General features: G+C 55.7%; 18 protein-coding genes and 1 other RNA gene. 5 read left to right on the forward strand and 14 right to left on the reverse strand.

Going from position 1 to position 22640, the window contains the following annotated elements:
* The first annotated feature begins 193 nt into the window (after nucleotides 1–193).
* The gene (locus RIB44_04770) at nucleotides 194–3640 is read left to right on the forward strand and encodes a hypothetical protein (GenBank protein ID MEQ8615889.1); all 3447 of its coding nucleotides are present in this window, start codon (nucleotides 194–196) and stop codon (nucleotides 3638–3640) included.
* Nucleotides 3641–4233: 593 nt separating this feature from the next.
* Here the strand turns inward: RIB44_04770 and RIB44_04775 are convergent.
* From RIB44_04775 to rnpB, 6 genes are all read right to left on the reverse strand, one after another.
* Nucleotides 4234–4932, reverse strand: coding sequence for a PEP-CTERM sorting domain-containing protein (locus RIB44_04775; protein ID MEQ8615890.1), 699 nt, complete (start codon nucleotides 4930–4932; stop codon nucleotides 4234–4236).
* Between the two features lie 233 nt (nucleotides 4933–5165).
* The gene (locus tag RIB44_04780; protein ID MEQ8615891.1) at nucleotides 5166–6278 is read right to left on the reverse strand and encodes a M56 family metallopeptidase; all 1113 of its coding nucleotides are present in this window, start codon (nucleotides 6276–6278) and stop codon (nucleotides 5166–5168) included.
* Nucleotides 6271–6675 (reverse strand): BlaI/MecI/CopY family transcriptional regulator, encoded by a 405-nt coding sequence (locus RIB44_04785; protein MEQ8615892.1) that lies wholly within the window; start codon nucleotides 6673–6675, stop codon nucleotides 6271–6273. The genes RIB44_04780 and RIB44_04785 overlap by 8 nt, the downstream gene beginning before the upstream one ends.
* 155 nt (nucleotides 6676–6830) lie before the next feature.
* Nucleotides 6831–7814 carry a carbohydrate kinase family protein gene (locus tag RIB44_04790; GenBank protein MEQ8615893.1) on the reverse strand — a complete coding sequence of 328 codons (984 nt, stop codon included), beginning with the start codon at nucleotides 7812–7814 and terminating at the stop codon, nucleotides 6831–6833.
* Complete coding sequence (locus tag RIB44_04795) at nucleotides 7811–8197, reverse strand: hypothetical protein (protein MEQ8615894.1); 387 nt, start codon at nucleotides 8195–8197, stop codon at nucleotides 7811–7813. The genes RIB44_04790 and RIB44_04795 overlap by 4 nt, the downstream gene beginning before the upstream one ends.
* A gap of 114 nt (nucleotides 8198–8311) precedes the next feature.
* An RNA gene (rnpB, locus tag RIB44_04800) (RNase P RNA component class A) lies at nucleotides 8312–8770 on the reverse strand.
* 126 nt (nucleotides 8771–8896) lie between these two features.
* On the opposite strand from rnpB, the gene RIB44_04805 reads away from it, so the two are divergent.
* Nucleotides 8897–9415 (forward strand): hypothetical protein, encoded by a 519-nt coding sequence (locus RIB44_04805; GenBank protein ID MEQ8615895.1) that lies wholly within the window; start codon nucleotides 8897–8899, stop codon nucleotides 9413–9415.
* On the opposite strand, the gene RIB44_04810 is transcribed toward RIB44_04805, so the two are convergent.
* A complete protein-coding gene (locus RIB44_04810; protein ID MEQ8615896.1) occupies nucleotides 9400–10374 on the reverse strand; it encodes a TIGR01212 family radical SAM protein in 975 nt (324 codons plus the stop codon). The genes RIB44_04805 and RIB44_04810 overlap by 16 nt on opposite strands.
* A 202-nt stretch (nucleotides 10375–10576) precedes the next feature.
* Between RIB44_04810 and RIB44_04815 the strand changes: the two genes are divergently transcribed.
* Both RIB44_04815 and rsgA read left to right on the forward strand, forming a co-directional pair.
* Entirely contained in the window at nucleotides 10577–11065 is a 489-nt protein-coding gene (locus RIB44_04815) for an FHA domain-containing protein (protein MEQ8615897.1), read from the forward strand.
* Nucleotides 11066–11107: 42 nt separating this feature from the next.
* Complete coding sequence (gene rsgA / locus RIB44_04820; GenBank protein ID MEQ8615898.1) at nucleotides 11108–12229, forward strand: ribosome small subunit-dependent GTPase A; 1122 nt, start codon at nucleotides 11108–11110, stop codon at nucleotides 12227–12229.
* Here rsgA and RIB44_04825 read toward each other — a convergent pair.
* From RIB44_04825 to RIB44_04835, 3 genes are all read right to left on the reverse strand, one after another.
* On the reverse strand, nucleotides 12226–14568 hold the full coding sequence (locus RIB44_04825) for a mechanosensitive ion channel (GenBank protein ID MEQ8615899.1): 2343 nt from the start codon (nucleotides 14566–14568) through the stop codon (nucleotides 12226–12228). The genes rsgA and RIB44_04825 overlap by 4 nt on opposite strands.
* A gap of 309 nt (nucleotides 14569–14877) precedes the next feature.
* On the reverse strand, nucleotides 14878–15942 hold the full coding sequence (locus RIB44_04830) for a M42 family metallopeptidase (protein ID MEQ8615900.1): 1065 nt from the start codon (nucleotides 15940–15942) through the stop codon (nucleotides 14878–14880).
* Nucleotides 15943–16118: 176 nt separating this feature from the next.
* Nucleotides 16119–16535 carry a VOC family protein gene (locus RIB44_04835; GenBank protein MEQ8615901.1) on the reverse strand — a complete coding sequence of 139 codons (417 nt, stop codon included), beginning with the start codon at nucleotides 16533–16535 and terminating at the stop codon, nucleotides 16119–16121.
* A 214-nt stretch (nucleotides 16536–16749) separates the two neighbouring features.
* Here RIB44_04835 and RIB44_04840 point away from each other — a divergent pair, with 214 nt between their 5' ends.
* Nucleotides 16750–17331 (forward strand): hypothetical protein, encoded by a 582-nt coding sequence (locus RIB44_04840; protein ID MEQ8615902.1) that lies wholly within the window; start codon nucleotides 16750–16752, stop codon nucleotides 17329–17331.
* Nucleotides 17332–17738: 407 nt separating this feature from the next.
* Here the strand turns inward: RIB44_04840 and RIB44_04845 are convergent, their stop codons facing one another.
* From RIB44_04845 to RIB44_04860, 4 genes are read right to left on the reverse strand one after another with little or no spacing between them, the layout of a single operon-like run.
* Entirely contained in the window at nucleotides 17739–18539 is an 801-nt protein-coding gene (locus RIB44_04845) for a TatD family hydrolase (GenBank protein ID MEQ8615903.1), read from the reverse strand.
* 15 nt (nucleotides 18540–18554) lie between these two features.
* Nucleotides 18555–18983 carry a hypothetical protein gene (locus RIB44_04850; protein MEQ8615904.1) on the reverse strand — a complete coding sequence of 143 codons (429 nt, stop codon included), beginning with the start codon at nucleotides 18981–18983 and terminating at the stop codon, nucleotides 18555–18557.
* Between the two features lie 30 nt (nucleotides 18984–19013).
* The gene (locus RIB44_04855; protein MEQ8615905.1) at nucleotides 19014–20738 is read right to left on the reverse strand and encodes an NADH-quinone oxidoreductase subunit N; all 1725 of its coding nucleotides are present in this window, start codon (nucleotides 20736–20738) and stop codon (nucleotides 19014–19016) included.
* Nucleotides 20739–20797: 59 nt separating this feature from the next.
* Nucleotides 20798–22624 (reverse strand): NADH-quinone oxidoreductase subunit M, encoded by a 1827-nt coding sequence (locus tag RIB44_04860; GenBank protein ID MEQ8615906.1) that lies wholly within the window; start codon nucleotides 22622–22624, stop codon nucleotides 20798–20800.
* Nucleotides 22625–22640 lie beyond the last annotated feature (16 nt).

Genomic DNA, 22640 nt, shown 5'->3' on the forward strand with positions numbered 1-22640 from the left:
TAAGCGTTAGCGCCGGGATGATAGAGCGCCGGTATCGATACTCCACATCAGCGCCGCACGATCCCGGCGCTGACGCTTAGGGCTTTATTCTCGATTTAGCTTTGATCTTGCACACGCACCGACCAGTCGCACAATCATACGCTAGCACGCACTTCGCTTCGCGACCTCTTACGACGCTTCTTTCTGCCACATCATGGACGAACCCACCGCCCAAGCTTTCATCGACCGCTGGAAACCCTCCGGCGGCTCCGAATTGAGCAACTACCAGAGCTTCTTGAGCGAACTCTGCGACTTGCTCGATGTGCCCCACGCTGATCCGGCAGGGCCAGACAACGCGGAGAATGCTTACGTCTTTGAGAAAGCCGTCGTCTTCGACAATGGCGACGGCACCAGCAGCACGAAGCGCATCGATCTTTACAAACGCGGCTCGTTCATTTGTGAAACCAAACAGGGCGTCGAGCAGGAAACTTCTGAAGCCGCCCTCAGCGAGCAGCAGAAAGAGCGACGCAAAAAACGCAAAACGGGCCACGGCAAACGCGGCACGCCCGGGTACGACGGCACAATGCTCCGCGCGAAAGGCCAGGCGGAAAGCTATGCTCGCAACCTACCGGCCAGCGAGGGCCGTCCGCCGTTCTTAATGGTAATCGATGTTGGGCACACGATTGAACTCTTTGCGGAGTTCTCCCAAACCGGCGGCGTCTACACGCCGTTCCCTGATCCGGTCACGCACCGCATCAATCTCGACCGTCTTGTCGAACCGGAAGTCCGCGAAACGCTGCGTGCCGTCTGGCTCGATCCGCTCTCGTTAGACCCGGCCAAGCGCAGCGCGAAAGTCACCCGCGAGATTGCCGCTAAGCTGGCCGAATTGGCCAAGAGCCTCGAAGCCGCCAAGCACGACCCGGAGTATGTCGCCACGTTTCTTATGCGGTGCCTCTTCACGATGTTTGCCGAAGATATCGACCTGCTGCCCAAGGATGCGTTTCTCGATCTGCTGAAAAGCATCGACGACGTGGAGCATTTCGCTCCGCTCATGGAGCAACTTTGGCAGACGATGAACAAGGGTGGCTTTAGCACGCAGCTTCGCACCAAAGTCCTGCAGTTTAATGGCGGCCTATTCGCGGAGTCGCACGCCATCCCGCTCACCCGCGACCAGCTCGACCTGTTGATCGAAGCCGCTTCGCAGAAGTGGAGCGATGTCGAGCCCGCCATCTTCGGCACGCTCCTCGAACGAGCCCTCGACCCGGTCGAACGGCACAAGCTGGGTGCCCACTACACGCCCCGGGCGTATGTCGAGCGGCTGGTGATTCCCACGGTGGTCGAGCCGCTGCGCGAGCAGTGGTCAGCTGCCCAAGCTGCAGCCATCACGCAGGCCAACCAGGGGGATACCAAAGCCGCGGTCAAAACGTTGGAAGATTTTCACGACCACCTCTGTTCCGTTCGCGTGCTAGACCCGGCCTGTGGGAGCGGCAACTTTTTGTATGTCGTGCTGGAGCATTTGAAACGGCTCGAAGGGGAGCTGTTCGACACGTACGAGCAAATCGCCAAACGGCAAATGACCTTCGAGGAGAGCCACACCGTCGACCCGCACCAACTCCTGGGGATCGAGCTCAACCCGCGGGCCGCGGCCATTGCGGAGCTGGTGCTGTGGATCGGCTTCCTGCAGTGGCACTTTCGCACCCGGGGGAAAGTCGCCCCGCCGGAGCCGGTGATCAAGAACTTCCAGAACATCGAATGCCGCGATGCCGTGCTGAAGTGGAGCAAGCGGGAGATGGTCACGGGTGAGGATGGCCGCCCGGTCACGATCTGGGACGGCCGCACCACGAAGCCGCACCCGGTCACCGGCGAAGAAGTCCCCGACGAAACGGCACGCGTGCCGATGTACGAGTACCACGACCCGGAGAAAGCCGAATGGCCCGAGGCGGATTACGTGGTGGGGAACCCGCCGTTTATTGGCACCGCCAAGATGCGACACGACCTGGGCGATGGCTATACGGATGCGGTTCGCAAGACCTACAAGGAACTACCGGAATCGTGCGACTATGTGATGTTTTGGTGGCACAAAGCAGCGGGACTTGCAACCAGAGGTCAAATCGAACGCTTTGGTTTCATTGCCACAAACAGCTTGCGGCAGACCTTCAATCGCCGCGTTGTCGAGCAGCATCTCTCTGGGAAGGTGCCGCTTTCGATCATTTATGCAATTCCAGATCATCCTTGGGTTGATGCTGCGTTAGGTGCTGCTGTGCGTATCTCCATGACTGTTGCAGCAGTTGGAATACCGGAAGGCCGTTTGCTGAAAGTCGTTTCCGAAGAAAAGATTCGCGATGTCGGTGCCGAGTTAGTCTTGGAAGAAGACGTAGGCCCCATTCTAGCGAACTTGAGAATTGGAGCTGCAGTTGGAAATGCCCTGCCATTGCAAGCCAATGACGGCATCAGCAATCCCGGTGTGAAGCTGCACGGTGCGGGGTTTATCATTGAGGAGGAAGAAGCTACAGAGTTGATAGCGGGATCAAAGAATGGAATCGAGAAGCATATTAGGCATTATCGAAACGGCAGAGATCTAACACAAACTTCTAGAAATGTATTAGTTATCGATCTCTTAGGCCTCAGTTCCGAAGATGTTCGTGATAGGTTTCCGGCGATATATCAACGATTGCTGGAACGTGTGAAGCCGGAACGCGATCAGAATCGCCGTGCGACCTATCGAGAGAATTGGTGGATATTCGGTGAGCCTCGTAAGTCGTTTCGTCCTGCGCTGTCTGGACTACCTCGCTATATCGCGACGGTAGAAACATCGAAGCACCGGTTCTTCACATTCCTCGATGAATCAATCCTACCCGACAATATGCTGGTGAACGTAGCTACAGACGACGCGCATATACTTGGAGTTCTTTCCAGCCGCATCCACGTCACTTGGGCACTAGCTGCGGGTGGCAGGCTCGGAGTCGGAAACGATCCGCGCTACAACAAAACCGTTTGTTTCGAGACCTTCCCCTTCCCCGACGCCACCGAGCCCCAAAAGGCGCGCATCCGCGAGCTCGGCGAGCAGCTTGATGCCCATCGCAAGCGGCAGCAGGAGTTGCACCCGAAGCTCACCATGACCGGCATGTACAACGTGCTGGAAAAACTACGCAGTGACGAAGAACTAACCGAAAAAGAAAAGACCATTCACGAGCAGGGTCTGGTGAGCGTGCTCCGCCAAATCCACGACGATCTCGACGCCGCCGTGGCCGACGCCTACGGCTGGCCGGTGGACTTGAGCGACGAGGAAATCCTCGAACGGCTCGTCGCGCTGAACCACGAGCGGGCCGAAGAGGAGAAGCGGGGCCTTATTCGCTGGCTACGTCCCGAGTATCAAAACCCTGATGGGGCGACGCAACAGACGATGCTTCTCGACACGAAAGAAACGAAAAAGAAAACCACCAAGCAAAAAATCAAAAAACAACCCTGGCCCAAAAAACTGGGCGAACAAGCCGCCGCCGTCAGCGCGGCGCTCGCCGCCATCGGCGAACCGGCCGACGAAGCGCTGGTCGCCAAGCGATTCACCCGAGCCAACAAGCAGCGAATCGCCGAACTGCTAGAAACCCTAGCTGGCTTAGGGCGAGCCCGAGAACTAGAAGACGGCCGCTTCTTGGCAGTCTAAGCCCCAACCAACAAAGCCCTAAGCGTTAGCGCCGGGATACTACAGCGCTGGTACCGATTATCCACCGGTGCGTTGCTTATCCCCTCGCTTACGCTTAGGGCTTTGAGGTGCGCTTAGGGCTTTACAGTGCGATTAGGGCTTTTAGGGTGGCCAATAATCGTTGCTGAACCAGCCCCGCCGATTCGCTAAAATGGCACTCGTTCGACGGCGGCCTTGGGGGCGACAGCGGCGGACTGCGAAAAGGTCGAGGTTCACGCTTGAACAACTCGTCCGACGATTCTTAGCGGGATCGCCACGGACGTTTCCCGGGGGCGTGAGCAGCGGCACCAGTAGCAGTGATCGCGAACGCGGTTCTCAGAGTCGACGCTCGAGTGGCCCGAGGGATCGCCCACTCTTTCGAATGATGGACGTCCATCGTTGTTTTGTTCATAAAGCCCTAAGCGTTAGCGACGGGATACTACGGCGTTGGTACCGATCAACCACACGGGTGCGTACCATCCCGTCGCTGACGCTTAGGGCTTTCGTCGACACAAAAAAACGCACACCCTCGGAAGGAAGGTGTGCGTCAAGAGTTTCAGATTACCTGCAGGGGATCAGCGACGGCGATAGCCAAGTCCAAGCAGCGAAAGCCCAATCAAGGTCAGGCTGGTTGGCTCGGGCACAGCAATGCCTGCAACAAGGGCGTCGCCCACGTCAGCACCTGAGAGGTCACTGGTTGCTAGGTTATTCGTTTGCAGGAAGCCAGCAAACTCCGGCGAGACCAATAGGTTAGCCGTGATCGAAAGGCTATCTCCAGTTGCATCCAACGCGCTGGGGTTTTCGATGTCAAACAGAATCGCTGCAATGCCGGTGGTGCTTTCGACGAAGAATCCACTGGCAAGGCCTGAAAGTGTTCCAACGCGAGCGGCATCAAAGCCGATGGTAAAATCGCCGACGATCGCGTCCATTGAAGTTGTCCCGTCCGAGTCATCGGTGTCGAAGAAAACCTCGCCGGTATGTTCGATGGCTCCACTGAATGGCGCGAGCGTGCCAGTGGCGTAGGAGAACGTTGTCGGAAGTTGCGGTGCTGCAGCGTCGCGAGCGTTAATGGGAAATGCCACAGAACCAGCGCCCAAGTCGCCTGGGGCGATCACGTCGCCGGAAACTCCCGAGAGGTTCAAGCTAGCGGCGGAAGCCAGCGCCCCCGTGTCGAGCAACACGTTCGTTTGACCACCAATAACATCAGCGGCATGAGTTGTTGTTGCTGCGAACAAGGTGGCAGAAATAGCAATAGCAGTAATAAACATCTTCATCTTCTTAGTCTCCGTAAGTTGAGAAATTAATTGCGTACAGGTAGCGGCAACTTCAAAAGTGGGAAAGCGACCGACGCGAAAAAATACGCTCAATTGCTTCACAAGAAGCCTAGAATGCAAGCCTAAAAGCTTGCTCAAGCCAGTAGAGAATCAATCGATGTCCACGGCTCGATGTGAAGCAGCCCAAGCGGCATCAAGCCATTTGGAATACTGCTAGAAAATGATTCGATTCATTAGCCAGCGTCCTCCAATGAGGGCGTGGCTGCGATATCGTTTTTTCGATCAGAACGATTGTCATGGCTGCCACAGCGGACTGCAGGAATGCACTCGCCTTTCGAGTGATATTGCGGCTGCGAAGGCAGTACGAGGATCGCCGAGAGTAGCATGAGCCCGGCAAATGTCTTGTTAGCCAATTTGCCTTCCGGCTTTCCAGATGTGTTCAAGATGCTCTTCAGACGATCGCTCGTGATGCTTGTCGACCGTACTCCCGTCATGCCAGAGAGCCTCAGTAGGCGATACCGTTGTTCGAGAACTTGAATCAGCCCCGAAGCATACTTGGCCGCGCCAAACCCAGACTTGCCGACCACGTCACGATCCACGCATCGTTCGGAATACTCTTCGATCTTTCGACTTGCCAACCAAACCATCGGGTGGAACCACCACAGGCATAGGGTCGCAATTTGAAGAGCAGATAGCCAATGGTCACGGCGCTGAAGATGGAGGATTTCGTGGGCCAGGATGGCGTCGAGTTCCTCTTCACCGAGAGTCTCAACTAATCTCGCTGGAAGAATTAACCACGGTCTCCAAGTCCCAATAATCGCCGGACCGAGATCAGCATTCGTCACTATGAGCTTAGGTGCACTCCGTAGTCCATGAGCCTCGGCAATGTGCGCCAATCGACCTTCGAGTCGGATGGAGGCAGGAGTTTGGGAGTCGAGGATCGTGCGACGTAAGCGACCTCGTTGGTAGAGCCAAACCGTGAAGACACCGAGCACGCCTGTCGCATAGACAACTGCGGCCAGCATGATCGCCGTTTCACCAAAGGGGAGACGTTGTTGGAGAACTCCCGCAGGGAGAGTTAACGCTTGTGCCTCAACCGTTCCGACCCCCAGTCCTGCGGGGTTCTCCGTGATAACTCCCAAGGGCGACCAGCTAAACAAGCCGGTTGGGCTCGCCCATAAGGGAGGAGTGAGGGCTTTAATGAGAACCAGCAGCCACAGGCCATGCGATAGCCTTGGCAGTCGGTTGCCTAGTAAGCGAGTCAACATGAACACAAGAACGGCCAGCAATGTGACTTGCCAAATCTGCGTCGCCAGAGATTCAATCAGTGAAAGCTTCTCAGTCATCGCTAGGTGCCTCCGCTGAGGAGTCCGAGGTATGCTGATCCAGCAGCTTACGAAGCTCGGCCAGTTCTTCTGCTGAGATTTGACCGTCGTCGATCAAGTGTCGCATGAGCGGCAGTGGCGTGCCGCCGAATAGGCGAATAACGAAGTCGTCGACGGCTTCCGAGATGACTTTCTTCGGCTTCACTTTTCCGGTGAAGAACTTCGCGCGGCCACGCAACTCGGATTTCACGTAACCTTTTGTTTCCAAACGGTTCAAGTAAGTCTGCACCGTCGAGAAGTCCGGCCTTCGTTCCTCAGGCAATGCCTCATGAATCTGCCGAACGCTCGCCGTGCCAAGCTTCCAGAGCGTGCTGGCAACTTCCATCTCAGCGGGTGAAAGGGCAGGGCGACGGGGCATTATCGTATTACGTCGAGTCTGTTAGCGGCAGGGGATTCAACCACATTTGTAATTGAAAGAATAGCGACATTTGTGGTTGTGTCAACAGAACAGAGATAATTCCCCGGAATTAACTCCTTCAAATGAAAAAATCAGAGAAATCGCTGCTTGTTTGCTTAGCCGCTCAAACTGGCCAGGCGACACGCCGCTGCGAAATCCCCAGTCGCAGTCGTGGCCCCCAGTCCCGTAACGCACATCGCTCCCACAGCCGCAGCGAGGCGTCCTGATTCAGCGACCGAGTGGCCCTTGAGCAAGCCGGTCAGGAGCCCCGCCAAGAAACAATCCCCCGCGCCTGTCGTGTCAACAACTTCGCCCGGCGGTTTGACTGCGTCGATCTTGAGAACCTCGCCAGCCGTTGGGCTTAGCAAAGCACCTTCGGCGCCGAGCTTCACACCTATAAGGCCCTTAGCTCCAGCCTTGCGAAACGTTCGAAGAATCTCCCGAGAGTCGTCGTTGCCCGTCTGGTTTTGGGCCTCGGCAAGACTAGGTACGTAGACGTCCAGCAGTGGAAGCAGCGGTGCCAGCTTAGCCATGTCACCTCCATCCCCGGCCGCGTCGAGCGCTGTCAGGCAGCCTGTCTCGCGAATTGCAGTGAGCACTTCTGAAAGATCGGCCAACAGGTTTGGCAAAAGAGGAAAGTAGCCAAGCAACATCGCACGGCTGGAACGGAATAAGTCAAGCTTCTCCATGAAAGCTTGCTTGTCGAGCTTCTTCGGCGCGCCGACCGCATGCAAGAAACTGCGCTCGCCTTGCTCATCAACAAGCGCCACCGTTGTGCTTGTCGGCGCTTCAGGGTGAACTAACAGATGATCCGAGTTGAGTCCTTCCTGCTCATACCGCCCGCGCATTAGCCCCGCCCAATCGTCGTTGCCCAAATAAGTAAACGCCGCCGGCTTCATCCCCAACCGCGCCATGGCAATGCCTGCATTGGAAACAATTCCGCCGGTCGCCAACTGCATCGGCTCCGTGCGCACTAGCTTTCCACCGCCGATGGGCTGCGAGAGATCGACGGGACGGACGAGGACATCGACAACGCACGAGCCGCAGATAACGCAGTCGATGGGGCGGTCCGTGGTTTCCAGGAGGCGTTCAGCAATCACGGAGCCACCTCATAGGCCTCGCGCTCAAACGGATTGTCTCGATAAGCATCCCCACCACGCAGACCAATTACCAACGAACAAAGCAAATAAGCCGGCACGAACAACGGTCCCCAGCGTTCGTATTGGCGGACATGGACCAGCTCGTGCTCGCGAGCCTCGTCGAGCATCTCCGGCGTTTGTCCCACGACGACATGGCCTAAAGTCATCGCGTGAAACGCTTGTCCCCCAGGCAGGTGCGTTAGTAGCCAGCGGAGGAAACGGCCGTGAAATTCGATGATGCCGCATCTCGTTTGCACGCGACCGCCCGAAGCCAGTGCGATCACGCCCAACGCCAGCCCAAAAGCCGTCCAAGGGGATGCCCAGATCCAACCGAGAAGTCGCATGGAGTTGTGGGTTATTGGGCGCGAGACGCGAGTTTGATGAAACAAAAAAGTGAAACAGTCGCGAGGGCAGAACCAGCCAACAACCAGCGCCTCGCGTCTAATAACCAACAACTAAAAAGCAGAGGGCCTGTAAGCCGGGTTTTGTCTCCACGCATGCGTGGACGACGATCATTCCTCTAGGACGACGATTGCTCGTGCGCCTCAAGCAGCCTACCCGAGAGTCGTAGCGAGCCGGACCGACTCTGCTCTCTGTTTGGCCTTGCGCCGGACGGGGTTTACCTAGCCAGCGGAGTCACCCCCGCTGCTGGTGCGCTCTTACCGCACCCTTTCACCCTTACCTGTGAAGCTATCGGCTATCGGCTATCGGCTTTCGGCTTACTCGTTGGAATAATACTTCCTCAAGAAAGCCGATAGCCGATAGCCAACAGCCGACAGCCCCCATCGGCGGTATCTTTTCTGTGGCACTTTCCCTCGCCTTACGGCGGGTGGACGTTATCCACCGTCCTGTCCTTCGGCGCCCGGACTTTCCTCCCGTCCCGACAAGTCGAAACCGGCGATCGTCCAGCCCTCTGCTACATCCATCCTACTCTCATCGAGTCAGTGAGAAAACGGAGGCTGGCGAGCCATTGACATATAGTGAACAAGTGTATACATTTGATCTGTTGGCTGAATAAACACTTGTTTTCAGGAGTTTACGGCATGCCTTGCTATCTGTTCACATTTCACGCTCACGGTTCCTGGCTCTCGGACAAGTACCAGGCTACGAGCGATGGCCTCTATCAGCGTGTTCTCTTCGCAGATGAGAGCCGCATGAGTGGGACCCAAGAGCGGCGGCCCATCCGCAGTACTGGGCTGTTGGCTGCGGAGCAAAAGCTAGCGATTGAAGGGCTAGCTCGTGCCGCCGAACGTAATGATTGTCGTTTGCATTATGTGGCGACTGATCGTACCCATGTCCAAGTTTTGGTGAGCTGGCAGAATGACTGCAACTGGAAATGCCAGCGCGCCAACATGAGAAAAGCGATTGTGGCGAATCTTCAAAAAATGCGAGGCCGCGAAACTTGGCTCTCGGAAGGCTCATCCCGAAAGCAAATCCGCAGTCTGCAACAATTCGATCAGCTCGTCAACGAGAAACTTCCAAAGTATCGCGGCCTGAAGTGGAGCGGCGAGCGTCAACTTCACCCGTGCGGCGCGTACCAGCATCTTCAAACATCCCGATAGAGCCGCCCCTGCCATGTATCGCGTCGCTCAAACTCGGCTTCGATTGCGCGTTTCACTGCTGGTTTATCAAGACACCAATCGGGGCCTATAAAATAATCAGGTGGCGCATCGCCACTAATTCTTTCGACCACCATGGTGGGAGGTAACAGTTCAAGGAAGTCGACCACCGTCTTCACATAGTCAGCTTGCTCCATGAGCGTGACTTCCCCTGCGGCGACTTGATCTGCGAGTTTCGTGTTCTTCACGCAGTACAGATTGTGGATCTTCACCGCATCAATGTTCACACGGGCGATTTCACGTGCGGTCGCCAGCATGTCGTCATGCGTTTCACCCGGCAAGCCCAACATGACGTGAGCACAGATCTCAAAGCCACGTCCGCGACTTCGCTCCACCGCATCGAGAAAAGAGTTGTGCGTCTCACCTCGGTTCATCCACTCAAGCGAACGGTTGTGCATGGTTTGCATACCATATTCAACCGAGAGGTTGGTTCGCTCGGCAAACTCTTGCAGTAAATCGAGTACTTCATCGGGAACGCAATCCCCCCGCGTTCCAACCGCCAAGCCGACGACTTGGGGATGAGCTAAAGCCTGCTGGTAAAGGTCACGCAGTTTTTCGACAGGGGCGTAAGTGTTTGTAGCCGGCTGGAAATAGGCGATGAAGCTTCGGCAGTTTTTGTACCGATGCTTCATCCGCGCAATGCTTTGTTCAATCTGCCCATAAATCCCTGCACGCGGCAAACGGCGACTGGGGCTGAATGAGCGGTTATCGCAGAAGGTGCAACCCCCTTTCGCTACGGTCCCATCGACATTGGGGCAGGTAAAGCCCGCATCAAGGCTGACCTTTTGTACCCGCTCGCGAAACTTGCCGCGAAGGTAATGGTTATAAGCGTAATAGCGGAGCCCTGCTGCACGCCACGAGGGTTGCGTATCAATCGTCGTAAGCGGCTTTGTTGACGACACTTGGGCGAATGCGTAGAGTAAGAGGTGGCCAGATTAGGGTTTCTGCAGGGTCTCTCACTTGGCGGCAGAGAGAATCTGCAATCATACTTCTATTATCCAGCAATTCCTAGCGAGTTTGCCTCGGGGCACCGTTGGTGCACGGTTCCAACAGTCGTGGTCCAACCGTTGAGGCACGCCAACAGCCGCGCGAGTAACAGACATCATGAACGACACGTATGGTGAATTGGTACCTAAGGGCGGGGGCGATCCGGTCCCGCTTCTCAAAAAGCAACTGTTAATCGGACGTCGCGAGAGCTGTGACATCGTACTCCGCTTTGCGAACGTCTCTGCTCATCATTGTCGCCTGATGATCAACGGCGGCTACTGGTATGTTCGCGACCAAAACAGTCGAAATGGCGTAAAAGTAAATGGGATCCGTGTTCAGGAGAAGCGGATTGATCCCGGCGATACGCTATCGGTTGCAAAGCATCACTATGAAATGCGTTATTCTCCTTCTGATCTCGGTGCTGTCGGACCGCCGCCGGCTGATGACTTGCCAAATGAGATCCTGCAAGAGTCGCTCCTGTCGCGTGCCGGACTTCAGTCAGACAAATCGGGGGCTGGAGACAAGCGGAATCAGCCCACGTCATCTCGCTACAACGTACTTGACGACGGTGCTGGTCAAATCAAAACTCCCGACAAGCCCGTCTAGTATGCTGACTTTGCCTTCCGTCATGCTCGCAGGCCTGTACTGATGGCGGGCAAAAAGCGCAAAGTCCGAGCCAATTTTCGCAAGAATCGCAATGTCCGCGTTCGCAAGAATGATTGGACTGAGGATTCGGACTCCACGGAAGCAGAAGACGCAGCGAGCACGCAAAGTGTTTCTGGCAAGGGCGAGCTAACACGCAAGCGTACGGTTGCCAACGCTGAAGTCGTCGAGGATGCTTCCGGCGAACTCGTCTTGCCCGAGATCGACCGCGTTGCCTGCCAGCTTGGTCGTGTTCTACGGGTGCAAGGGTTGGTTAGCGTGGTGCAGTTTGATGACGGTGCGTTGCGCAACTGCGCTACCAGGCGACTGCTGAAGACGTTAATGACAGACCAGCGACACGTAGTCGCCGCCGGAGACCGTGTCTGGGTTCGCCCGGAAGGCGAGGATGAGGGTTTCATCGAACGAGTCGAGCCGCGACATGGTGTCATCAGTCGCACGAGCCGGGGCCGTCAGCATGTGATTGTCTCCAACGTTGATCAAGTACTGATCGTCGCCAGCGCCGGCGAACCGCGGATCAAGCCGAACCTGATCGATCGCTATCTTATTGCTGCTGACAAATATGGCATTGAGCCCATCATTTGCATCAATAAGATTGACCTGATCGACTTTGCTGAGTTGCAACCGCTGGTCGGAGTTTACAGTCAACTCGGATATCGAGTGATGCTTATCTCAGCAACAACGGGGATTGGTATGGAAAGACTTCACGCTCGGCTGCTTGGGCGGCAGACGGCAGTCGCAGGGCAATCGGGGGTAGGAAAGTCGAGCCTACTGAATGCCGTCGAACCATCACTCGATCTGCGCGTTCAGAGCGTTAGTGCTGAGAATGAAAAAGGCCGACATACCACCACGACGGCTGAGCTAATTCCACTGAAAGGCGGCGGCTATGTCGTCGATACACCCGGGATTCGTCAATTTCAACTCTGGGACGTGATCGAAGAGGAACTCGATAGCTTCTTCCGCGAACTACGACCCTACGTGAGCCAGTGTCGCTACCCGGATTGTACGCACGATCATGAAGAACCGTGCGCTGTAAAGGATGCGGTCGCCGACGGCTATATCAACTTGCGTCGGTATGAAAGCTACCTGCAGATGCTACACAGCGACTAGCTACTCGGTTTCTGCTCAGAATCTTGAGCCATCCCCTTAGCTTCGGCTAGCTTCTTGGCTTCCGCCAACCTCTGCTCCGGTGATTCAGCCTTTCCCTTCTTGGCTTCCGCCAAACGCTCAGCGGGCGTTGTTCCCGTCGCCTCGACATGGGCTGTTTCCTCGAGAGGTTCTTCCTCAGCCTTAGGTGGCAGCATACGAACTTCCAGCGGACGCTCCGTATCAATGTGCACATCACGTTGTGGGAAGGCGATCGTAATGCCAGCATCACGGAAATACTGATCGATCATGAATCGCAAGTCGCTCTCGATTCGCATTCGTTCGGCTAGTGTACGGATCACAATGAAGAAGTGCAGCTCGAAGTTGAGCGAGTTGTCACCAAAGCCGGTAAACCAGACGAAAGGCTCAGGCTTATTGCGAATCATGCCGTGCTTTTCGGCTGCTTGCTTCAACCAACGCGCCACTTCGCGAGTCGGAGAACCATAAGCAACACCCACAGGCACCTTGCAACGAATCGTCGAGTCGGTAAGCGTCCAGTTCTGGACGTTATTCTCAAGGAATGAACTGTTGGGAACGATCATTTCCTGATTCTGTGGCGTGCGTATTCTCGTGCTCCGCATGCCAATCGTCTCAACCGTGCCTGTTAAGCCAAGTAGCTCGACGAGGTCGCCGACTCGGACCGGTTGCTCAACGAGCATGATGATGCCGCTGATAAAGTTGTTGAGGACATTCTGGCTACCAAAGCCCAAGCCGATCGCAGCCGCACCCCCGAGGAAGGTAAACAACGTCAGCGGAATTTGGATTGTCTTGAGTGCCATCAGTGCCGAAGTCAGGACGAAAGCGTAGAACGAGAGCGACTGCAGAGCAGAAGCAGCACCTTCGTGCACACCAAACTTTGGCAGCATGCGCTGACCGAGAAGCTGACTAAGTTTCCGCGAAACCCAAATTCCGATGACGAGTAGAAAGACGCCCTTGATAATCGTGCTAACACGAATGGCTTTCGAATCCTCACCGGGAGATTCGATCAGAATATAGTTCCAAACACTCAGAACGCTTTGCCAGGCAGAGTTGGCCCATTCCTTGACGTTCAAGTTGAGCCGCTGGTCGTTGATCTCATCATCCAGCTGTGTTGCTAATCGTCGCACCGTATCCAAGTTAGCTGTGTGATCGGTAATCGCATTAATGTGCGATCTCAAAGCTTGTTGGCGAGCTTCTAGCCAATTGATCACTTCTTGAGGGGTTTGCTCATCGGCTCTAATCTCTCTCTGAAGATCAGAGAGTTGTTTACGCATGTCTTGGAGACGTGCATCGAGTGACTGCTCTTCTGATTCCAGATCTTTCAGCAAAGCTTCATTGGTTTCTTCCCAGTCTTTCAAGTCTTTTCGGGTAAAGTCTTCCTTCGCAATTCGATACCGGCTGTTCCACATCGTGATCGATTTGCGAACCCACTCCAGTTGTTGATTGAGCAGGCCGATCTGGTCGCTGGTTGTTTCTGACTCCTTGTTATGTGCTGCGACTGCTGCTTCGTGAGCCTTCGTATTCCCACTACCGCTCTGAAGTTTTGTTCTAGCGGTTGCAAGTTGCCGTTGAATAATCGACCTGTCACTCTCGATCTTTTGAATGGCTCTTAGGAGGCGTTCTTCCTGCTTCTGTAATTCAGCCAAACGCGTATCGAGATCATCAGCACTGAAGGTCGTCCTGGGGGTGACGAGCGCTAGTTTTTCTTTGAGAATTTCGACCCTTACTTCGGCTATTTCGCCGGCAAGCTGGTCGTTTTTCAGCTCAAGTCGTCTCAGCTCGACTTTCGCTTCGGCAATCTGACCGCCGATCTCAGTCAGCTTGAGCTCCAGCGCCAGTTTCGACTTCACGGCAGCGTCTTTGTTATTCTCGACCGCTTCTTTCGCATTGATCTTGGCGATCTCTTTTTCTTTCAGCGCTTCTTTCGCCCGAGAAAGATTGTCTTTCGACGAATCAACCGCATTCTTAGCAGCATTGGCTCGCTCCGTCTGAGTCGTGAGCGAATCCTCCAGGCTTTCCAGCAACAGGAATGAGAAAGGCGGCTTCTCTTCGATGCCCTCGGTTTGTACTTTTCCGAGTTCATCTTTTACACTCGCTAACTCTGTTTCGAGCTGCGCGGTCCGCTCGCCAAGCGTGCTCTGCTGAGAGATCAGATCACCCAACTGCTTGAGAAGTTCAATCTCTTCCGTGGATTGCTTGCTCTTTTTGGGTTTGTCCTCGGCGGGTGCTTGCGACTGCTTCTCCTCGAGTTCCTTTTGAGCCAGCCGAATTTGTTCGACGACCTTCGCTTGTCGCTCAGGAATGCTCTCTTCACTGCTGGGCATCGGCACCACAGGTTCTGCTGTTGGTACTGGCCAGGCTGGTAGTAATGCAGGCCCGCCAGACTCTTCGGCAGCTTGAAGAGAACGGGTCGCAATCTGAAATGCGACAATCGAACAGAGGAAGCAGCGCAAATAACGCATGACGGCAGTAAACGACGGGTCCGTCGCTCAATTCCAGAAAGGCGTTGATTCTTGAGAATCAGAACGCCGGGATGTAAGCCGCGGGAAGATAGGAAAAGCGCAGCCTGTGCGTCAAGCTCGCGCTCGCCATCCACTTGCGAGAATCAGCAGATCCTGTTCTTGGCTGGACTGCTATCCAGGTATGAAGGCACTCGCCTCGGGAGTGAGCCCCGCAGCAAAGCGTGCTAGCAGTTCGGCGGCTTGGTCGAGGTCGTCGAGCGAAATCATCTCGACCGCACTATGCATGTAGCGATTGGGGATGCTCACCAGACCTGCCGCGACACCTGCTCGGGAACGCTGAATCGCATTAGCATCGGTTCCCGTACCACGACCAATGGCACCCCACTGGCAATCGATTTCCCCTTCATCGGCAACCGTGCGAAGACGATCGACCACCTTGTGATTCATGTTGGGGCCACGGTAAATGACGGGCCCTCCGCCGAGCTTAATGTCCCCTTCTTGAGTCTTATCGATCGTTGGGCAGTCGGTCGCGTGAGTCACGTCCACGGCGATGCCGACTTGCGGATCAATGCCGAATGCACTGGTTGTCGCCCCGCGAAGTCCTATTTCTTCCTGAACAGTAGCCACGGCATACAGCGATGCTTCCAGCCCCATCTTCTTGGCTCGCCTGAGTGCCTCAAAGCAAACCCAAAGGCCCGTCTTGTCATCCATCCCGGGTGAGTTCGCTAAGTTGTTGCGCATCTCCTGGTAGCCGAGCTCCAAGGTGACCGGGTCGCCGATGCCGACGACTTCAGCCGCTTCCTCTTGGTCTTTCGCCCCGATGTCCAGCCACAGATCCTTCGCCTTGACGACTTGCTTACGCTCTTCTTGCTCAAGCAAATGAATCGCCTTACGAGCGATCACCGCTGGGATGGGGCCGCTCGGGGTATGGATCGTCATCCGCTGGCCAATCAACTGCTGCGGGTCCCAGCCGCCGATCGTATTAGTGTAGATGAAACCGTCGTCGCTAATATAAGTCACCAGCAGTCCGATTTGATCCGCGTGACCGGCATACATAATCCGCAGCGGTGCCCCGGGATTGCAGCACGCGATCACGTTGCCATGCAAGTCCGTGGTGATTTCATCAGCGAACCCACCCGCGTACTCACGGACCAGCGCCTGGACAGGCTCTTCGTAACCCGAGGGACTGGGGGTTTCGAGAATCGATTGAAAGAACTCTTTCGCAGCGGTTTCCATAATAAATCGTTTGTCATGAATTGTTGGAAGGCAAACTGTCTGTCATTCCGACGGGAGGCTCGCCGACCGAGGAATCCGGTTTCCGTTCTCGTCCGGACAGACTGACATAAGTAACTATTCTCCCGAACTTGCACTCTTATGCCACCGGGGTGACTGCGGTGATTTAAGAACTTTCTCTACCCAGGAAACATTTCCTCGGGCGAGGGCCACTCACCCAGTTCCAGCACGTTGCCGTCGAGATCGCGAAAGAACACTTGCCGGTAGCAGTAGTCGGGAAGCACCCGCTCGACGAATCCGACATTGTGTTGCTCGAGATCATTGATCGCCTGGTCGTAGTCCGGCGTCTGCATGGCCAAGTGGGAAGAGCGTGTGTTGATCGGACTTTCAAGATCAGGCTGAAATACAGCGTCGTGGATGAGGTGGATCATCAGCCCCGTGGCACGATTCAGCAGCCAGCTCCCTCGAAACGAAAAGCCCGGCCGGGCAGTCTGCTCAAAACCCAGCACCTCGCAATAGAATCGCGAAGCCACCTCCGGGTCTGCCGAAGGCAGCGCGACGTGATTGAGTGGCCCGATGTGAAGTGGATTGGTCATTTCTGAGCTGGTGAGATCTTTTGACCAAAGGGAACCGTTTCGCCGCGGGTGCTTGCACCGCGCTGTGTAGCTGTGTTTCGCGTGCTAGCGTCCCCCGTGCTGATTGCGTTGATTCTAACGATTTCAGCCAAGCGGAACGACCCACGCTGACGATACAGCAAAAGACAATCTAGATTCCAAATGAAGAGACTCACGATACCCGGGGGGGGTGAAGATGAGATTTTCTGCCGCGCTCACGTTGAGCCTGATGCTGCTCGCTGCGACCAATCTTGGTTGCCGGTCCATGTCTTGCGGCTCCTGCACCGATTGCACCGCAACCTGCGGCTGTCCCGAACCGGCCTGCGGCTGCGATGACGTGGCCACCTGTGGTTGCCCCGATGAGTGCTGCGGTGGCGAATGCTGCGATGCCGGGTGTGGCTGCCCCGAAGCATCTTGCGGCTGCGACGACTCTTGTTGTGCTGACGACTGCTGCGGAGGCTGCGACGACGTCTGCTGCGGTAGCCCCTGCAAGAAAAAGCGCTGCAAGCTACTCAGCGGACTGATGAAGTGCTTCGGCTGTGGTTGCTGTGCGGGCTGCGACTGCGAACTCTACTGGAGCGAATGGCACAACGACCCACCCTGCAAGTGCGACCCGTGCGATTGCTACGGCAACTACACAGGCCCGCAAGGCGGTTACTATGCCGCGCCATATCGTCGGCAGCATCCGCTAGCGGAGAACTCAGCAGAACCGTCGAGCCAGCGGCTTGAGACACGTCGGCAAGACGTGGCTGAGATTCCTACGCCGCCTGTGTACTAGGCCGTTTCTTAATTGCTAAGTGCTACGCGGTCCATACCTAGCTTGTTGAACTAAGCAATGCAATTAGAGAATTTGAGTCATACTCAATCTCAAATCTCGCAAGGCATACCTCGATCGTCGTTAGCAAATACGTGCAAAGTACGTGGCGTATCGAAGCCGAGTTGAGCGAATTCCAGTCGTGGTCGGCAATAACCAAGTCGCAACATATATGTTTGTGAGTACATTCGACGTTCTCTACTCCGCTTGGACCGAAACTTCCTAGCGAACCGTCAATTCTAAGTACTATAGATAACTTCTCAGCAGAGGCAGAATCCAGTCCTAAGAACCATGGTTCCAAAAGGCGGCGAAGAGCAACTGCCTCATGAATCACTTTCCGGCACTCTGGGCCGCGCAATTGACCTGGAAGTTCAAACTTCACTGATTGCGTCCTTTTGCAATTCAAGTTTGAACACCTCACAAGCATTTCGCGTCGTAACCTCAGCAAATTCCTTCAACGACACACCCCGCACCTTCGCCAAGCACTCCGCGATATGCCGAACCCTCGCCGGCTCGTTGGGCCGTTTCCCACGCAGCGGCTCCGGCGAGAGGTAGGGGCTGTCGGTTTCGATGAGTAGTCGATCCGCAGGGACGCTTGCCGCGCAGTCGCGTAAGTCTTGCGACTTTTTGAACGTAACCATCCCGGCGAAGCTAATGTGCATGCCCATGGCAACGCACTCCGCGGCCATCTCCGTGCTGCCGGTGAACGAGTGCATAATGCCCCGTAGCGGGCCTCGCTTATGAGCCTCCCGCAGCATGGCGAGGATGTCCTCGTCGCATTCACGCATGTGGACGATGAACGGCAGGTCGAGCTTCTCCGCTAGACGCATGTGCCGGTCGAAGTAATCTTGCTGCAAGTCAAATGGGGAGTCGTCCCAGTAGCGGTCGAGCCCCGTTTCGCCGATCGCTACTACGCCGGGCTGCGTGGCGAGTTGCTCGATCTTCGCCCAATCGTCCTCGGCGGCTTCAGCAACATAATTGGGCTGGATGCCGACGGCGGCGTAGACCTCCGGGTACTGCCCAGCAAGTTCGATGCAGCGCTGGCTGGTTTCTACTGACACCCCGACCGCGATCATCTGTGTGACGCCGACTTCGCGAGCGCGGGCGACGACTTCGTCTCGGTTTGCATCGAATTCTTCTTGATTCAGATGCGTGTGCGTATCGAAGAGCATCGTCAAGAAACCTGCTTAGCTGGCAGGTGCGAGCGTCAGATCACGCAACGAGTCAAGATGCCCTTTCGCCATCCCGAGAGCCTCCTCAGCAATCGCCTTGGCAGCAGGAGCAGTCCGCAACTGCTGAACGATTTCATCGATCTTCGCGATGTCTTGCTCTTGGTAGTTCGCTGCGTACTTCAGCAGGAAGTCGATACTTAAGTCGTGCAGGTCGGTGAATTCCATGGGGAAGTCACCCGTGCGTCGGCGCGAACCTGAATCCGACAGTAAGCGGTTGATACGATCAGAAATCGTGTTTTGATCAGTAACCATTGCCTCGATCGACTCCAACACGTCATCCCGACCTTTGGGGACGTGAGGCCGCGAGTATTGGAGATACTGCGGGAAGGATCGGCAGAGGATCGCCAGCAGTCGATTCAGAGCTTGGACGGTTTCAGGGGACATTCAGTTAGGAAAACTCTCGGAAACGAAAAACTAAAATAAGTTGTCAGCGGCCTGCTTCGCCCAAGCAGCGATTCCATCAGGAATGATTCCAAAAATGATAATCGGCAGCGAAATCGCGACGATGTAAGTGGCCGGGAAAAAGCCCACCGAAACGGGGCGACTCGTGTCGGGCTCAGGATCGATGCAAATCGTCTTGGCAACACGCAAGTAGTAGACCAGGGAAATCGCCGTGTTCAGACCGGCAGCAACCAGGACGGCAATCAGCAGCGGTCCACCTGCTGCGTATAGCGAACGAAGCACTTGCAGCTTTGGCCAGAACCCGGCCAGTGGAGGCAGGCCTACTAGGCTGAACAAGATCAGCGTGAGGCAAACGGCAATCCATGGTGCTTTGTTGATCAGCCCGGCGTAGTCGCTGATCTCTTCGCTATGCATTGCGTTACGTAGGAAGGCGATGATGGCGAACGCACCAAGATTCATGAACAGGTAAATACCTACGTAAAGCAACAGAGCCGAGACAGCTTCGCTCGCGTCGGCCGTGTTCTGTCCGGCTAGGGCAATCGCTGCCGCAACCGGCATCATCATAAAGCCCGCGTGAGCAATCGTGCTGTAAGCGAGCATGCGCTTGATATTCTTCTGCCCGTAAGCGGCCAGGTTACCAAACGTGCAGGAGATAATCGCGAGAATAGCGACTGCGGCGACGAAGAACTTACGCACTGAGGAGAGCGGACTGCCGATCTCGACGGCATCCGTTTCCTCAGCGTCGGTAGTTTCCTCATCAGCGACAAGTTGGAATTTAGAGTCGACAGCACCGTCCAGCTTAGCGGTCGCGACTGCCTCTTCTCGGTTGCTGATCCCAGCAAGCTCAGTCTCTGGTGCATAACCAAGTCCGAGCCCGACGCGAAGCAACAATGCGAGTGCCGCCGCCTTAGAGGCCACAGACAGAAATCCATCGACTTCCGCCGAAGCACCTTCGAACACGTCAGGGCACCAAAAGTGAAACGGCACGGCCGAAAGTTTGAACGCGAGTCCCACGCCCAGCATCAGTCCGCCTAGCACTAGCACGATAAGCGACTCAACACCTTCACCGGCGGCTAAGCTGGCGGGGATATCCATTGCGACCAACTGAGAGGCCATCGTCGGGAGATGCGCTGAGCCCAGCACGCCTGAAAGCAGGCTGATGCCATAAAGCATGACGCCAGCTGTGCCTGCACCGTAGATGGCATACTTCAACGCCGCTTCGCTACTTCGCTGGCGACCCTTCACCATGCCGGCGAGGACGTACGAAGGAACGCTCGCCATTTCGATGCCTAGGAAGAGCGTGAGCATGTGATTCGCCGAAGCCATCAAGCACATGCCGACGACCGAACCAAACACTAGGCTGTAATAATCCTGGCCATCTTCGCGATCAGCGATTCCCGTGAGTCGCGAAAGGAGAACGAACAGAACTGTGAAAGCCAGTAGGAAGACCTTCATGTAGGCCGTGACTGAGTCGTAGACGAGCATCCCGGTGAACAACTCTTGTCGTTCTAGTTCCGCCCACGTCGACAAGCCTTCCAACGGCAATGCCGTCCACAGGGCCAGAATCGAACCGGCTAATGCTAACAGAAACGGAGGGATGCGATCTGTCAGGGGAAACACGCGACAAACGAGCATCACAACGATCGTGATGCACAACACGAGCTCCGGCTTGAAGAGCGGGAGGCTTGTGTTGACGGTATCGTCAACGAGCGAGTTTATAATGGTTTGCAGATTCACTGCTAAAGCTCAGTCAGTTTGTCTAAAGTATTTCGTATTCTCGATGCTCTTGTCGCGATCTATCGCTTAGCCCGCGCAATCGCGACGTTATCGGCGTTGTCCAGCTTCTCTTCCGCCTCAGCCTCTTCCTCGTAGCCTTCGGTCAGCTCAGCGAGGCGTTCCACCTGCCGGTCGACGCTCGGCTGCATGTAATGGAAAACAGCTCGCGGATAAACGCCGAACAAGATCGCCAAAGCCAGCAATGGCGTAGCGATCGAGAGTTCTCGCATTGTGATCGGAACCAGAGCCTCGGGATGCGGACCCTTGTACTCAGCCCCCAGGTAAACTCGCTGGATGGCCCACAGGATGTACCCTGCAGTAAGAATCACGACTGCCGCGGAGATAATCGCCAGCACGTAGCTGTACTTCCAAACGGAAAGCACAACCAGCACTTCGCCGATGAAGCCGCAAAGGCCCGGAAGACCCAAGCCAGCGAAGAAGATTCCCAGAGCCATGCCGCTATAGACGGGCATCTTGGCAAACAGGCCGCCGAACTCTTCCAGATTGCGGTGATGTACCCGGTCGTAGACCACGCCAACCATAAAGAACATGCCGGCGGAGCTAATGCCGTGGGCGATCATCTGGAACATCGCTCCATTGACGCCCATCTTCCAATAGTCTGGGTTGTAGCCGTTGGAGCCGAATGCACTCCAAACCGCGAAGCCCAGCACGACGTAGCCCATGTGGCTGACTGAACTGTAGGCGACCATCCGCTTGAAGTCTTTCTGAGCAAGTGCCGCGAACGCACCCCAAACCATGCTTACGACGCCGAGCCCACAGACGATCGGTGCGAGGGTGAAGCCAGCTTGCGGACAGATGGGATAGCAAATTCGCAAGATTCCATAGCCGCCCAGTTTGAGCAGAATGCCGGCAAGGATCATCGAGATGGGTGTCGGGGCTTCGACGTGAGCATCGGGCAACCAGGTGTGGAACGGAACGCCGGGCACCTTGATCACAAAGCCGATAAATAGCAGCACAAAGGCCCACAGGCCAACAGTCTGGCCCAGCCAGGCTTCGCTTTGGAACTGCGTGGTATTTTGGCCAATTTGTTGGAGAGCTAGGATGTTGAAGGTGTGTAGCGGCTTCTTCATCGCTTCGTCAGCGATGCCTTCGTTCGCTTTCTGAGTCTCCGCGAATCGCTTGGCGAGGTCGCTATCTCCTGCGAGCCACTCCTGTAACGCGGACTCCGCGTCGCCTTCTTCGCCGACAGAAATAATGCCTGACTCGGCCAGTTGGGTTGCGTTCAGTTCGGTCAAATCGCTGTTGAAGTACAGCATGAGGATGGCGATCAGCATCAACACACTGCCGAACAGCGTGTAGAGGAAGAACTTGATCGCCGCATACTCACGTCGTGGGCCGCCCCAAACACCGATGAGAAAGTACATCGGCAGGAGCATCACTTCCCAGAAAACATAGAACAGGAAGAAGTCGAGCGCGAGGAAGCAGCCGACAATGCCTGTTTCCAATAGCAGGAATAGGATGCAGTAGGCTTTCACGTGCTTGTTGATTGGCCAGCTCGCCCCCATCGCCAACACGCATAGGAACGTTGTTAGCACGACGAGCGGGAAGCTAATGCCATCCATGCCCATCATGTATTGGATGCCGAACGACGGGATCCAATCCAGGGCGAATAGGTTTTGCATCTCGGCGACGCTCGCGTCGAAATCAACACCGGCTCCCTGGCGGAACAAGCCCAGCGACAGGATGAACGTGAAGATCGTCACGCCGAGCGTGGTGAACTTGATCGCGTCGCCTTGGTTCTTAGGAAAGAAAGCCAATACCAACGCGGCAAGCGCCGGCAGGAAGACGAGAAAGCTGAGATAAACTTTGGGGTCGCTGAGTGACATGGTGTTTTCGTTGACA

This window comes from Lacipirellulaceae bacterium, from assembly GCA_040218535.1.
GTDB lineage: Bacteria > Planctomycetota > Planctomycetia > Pirellulales > Lacipirellulaceae > Adhaeretor.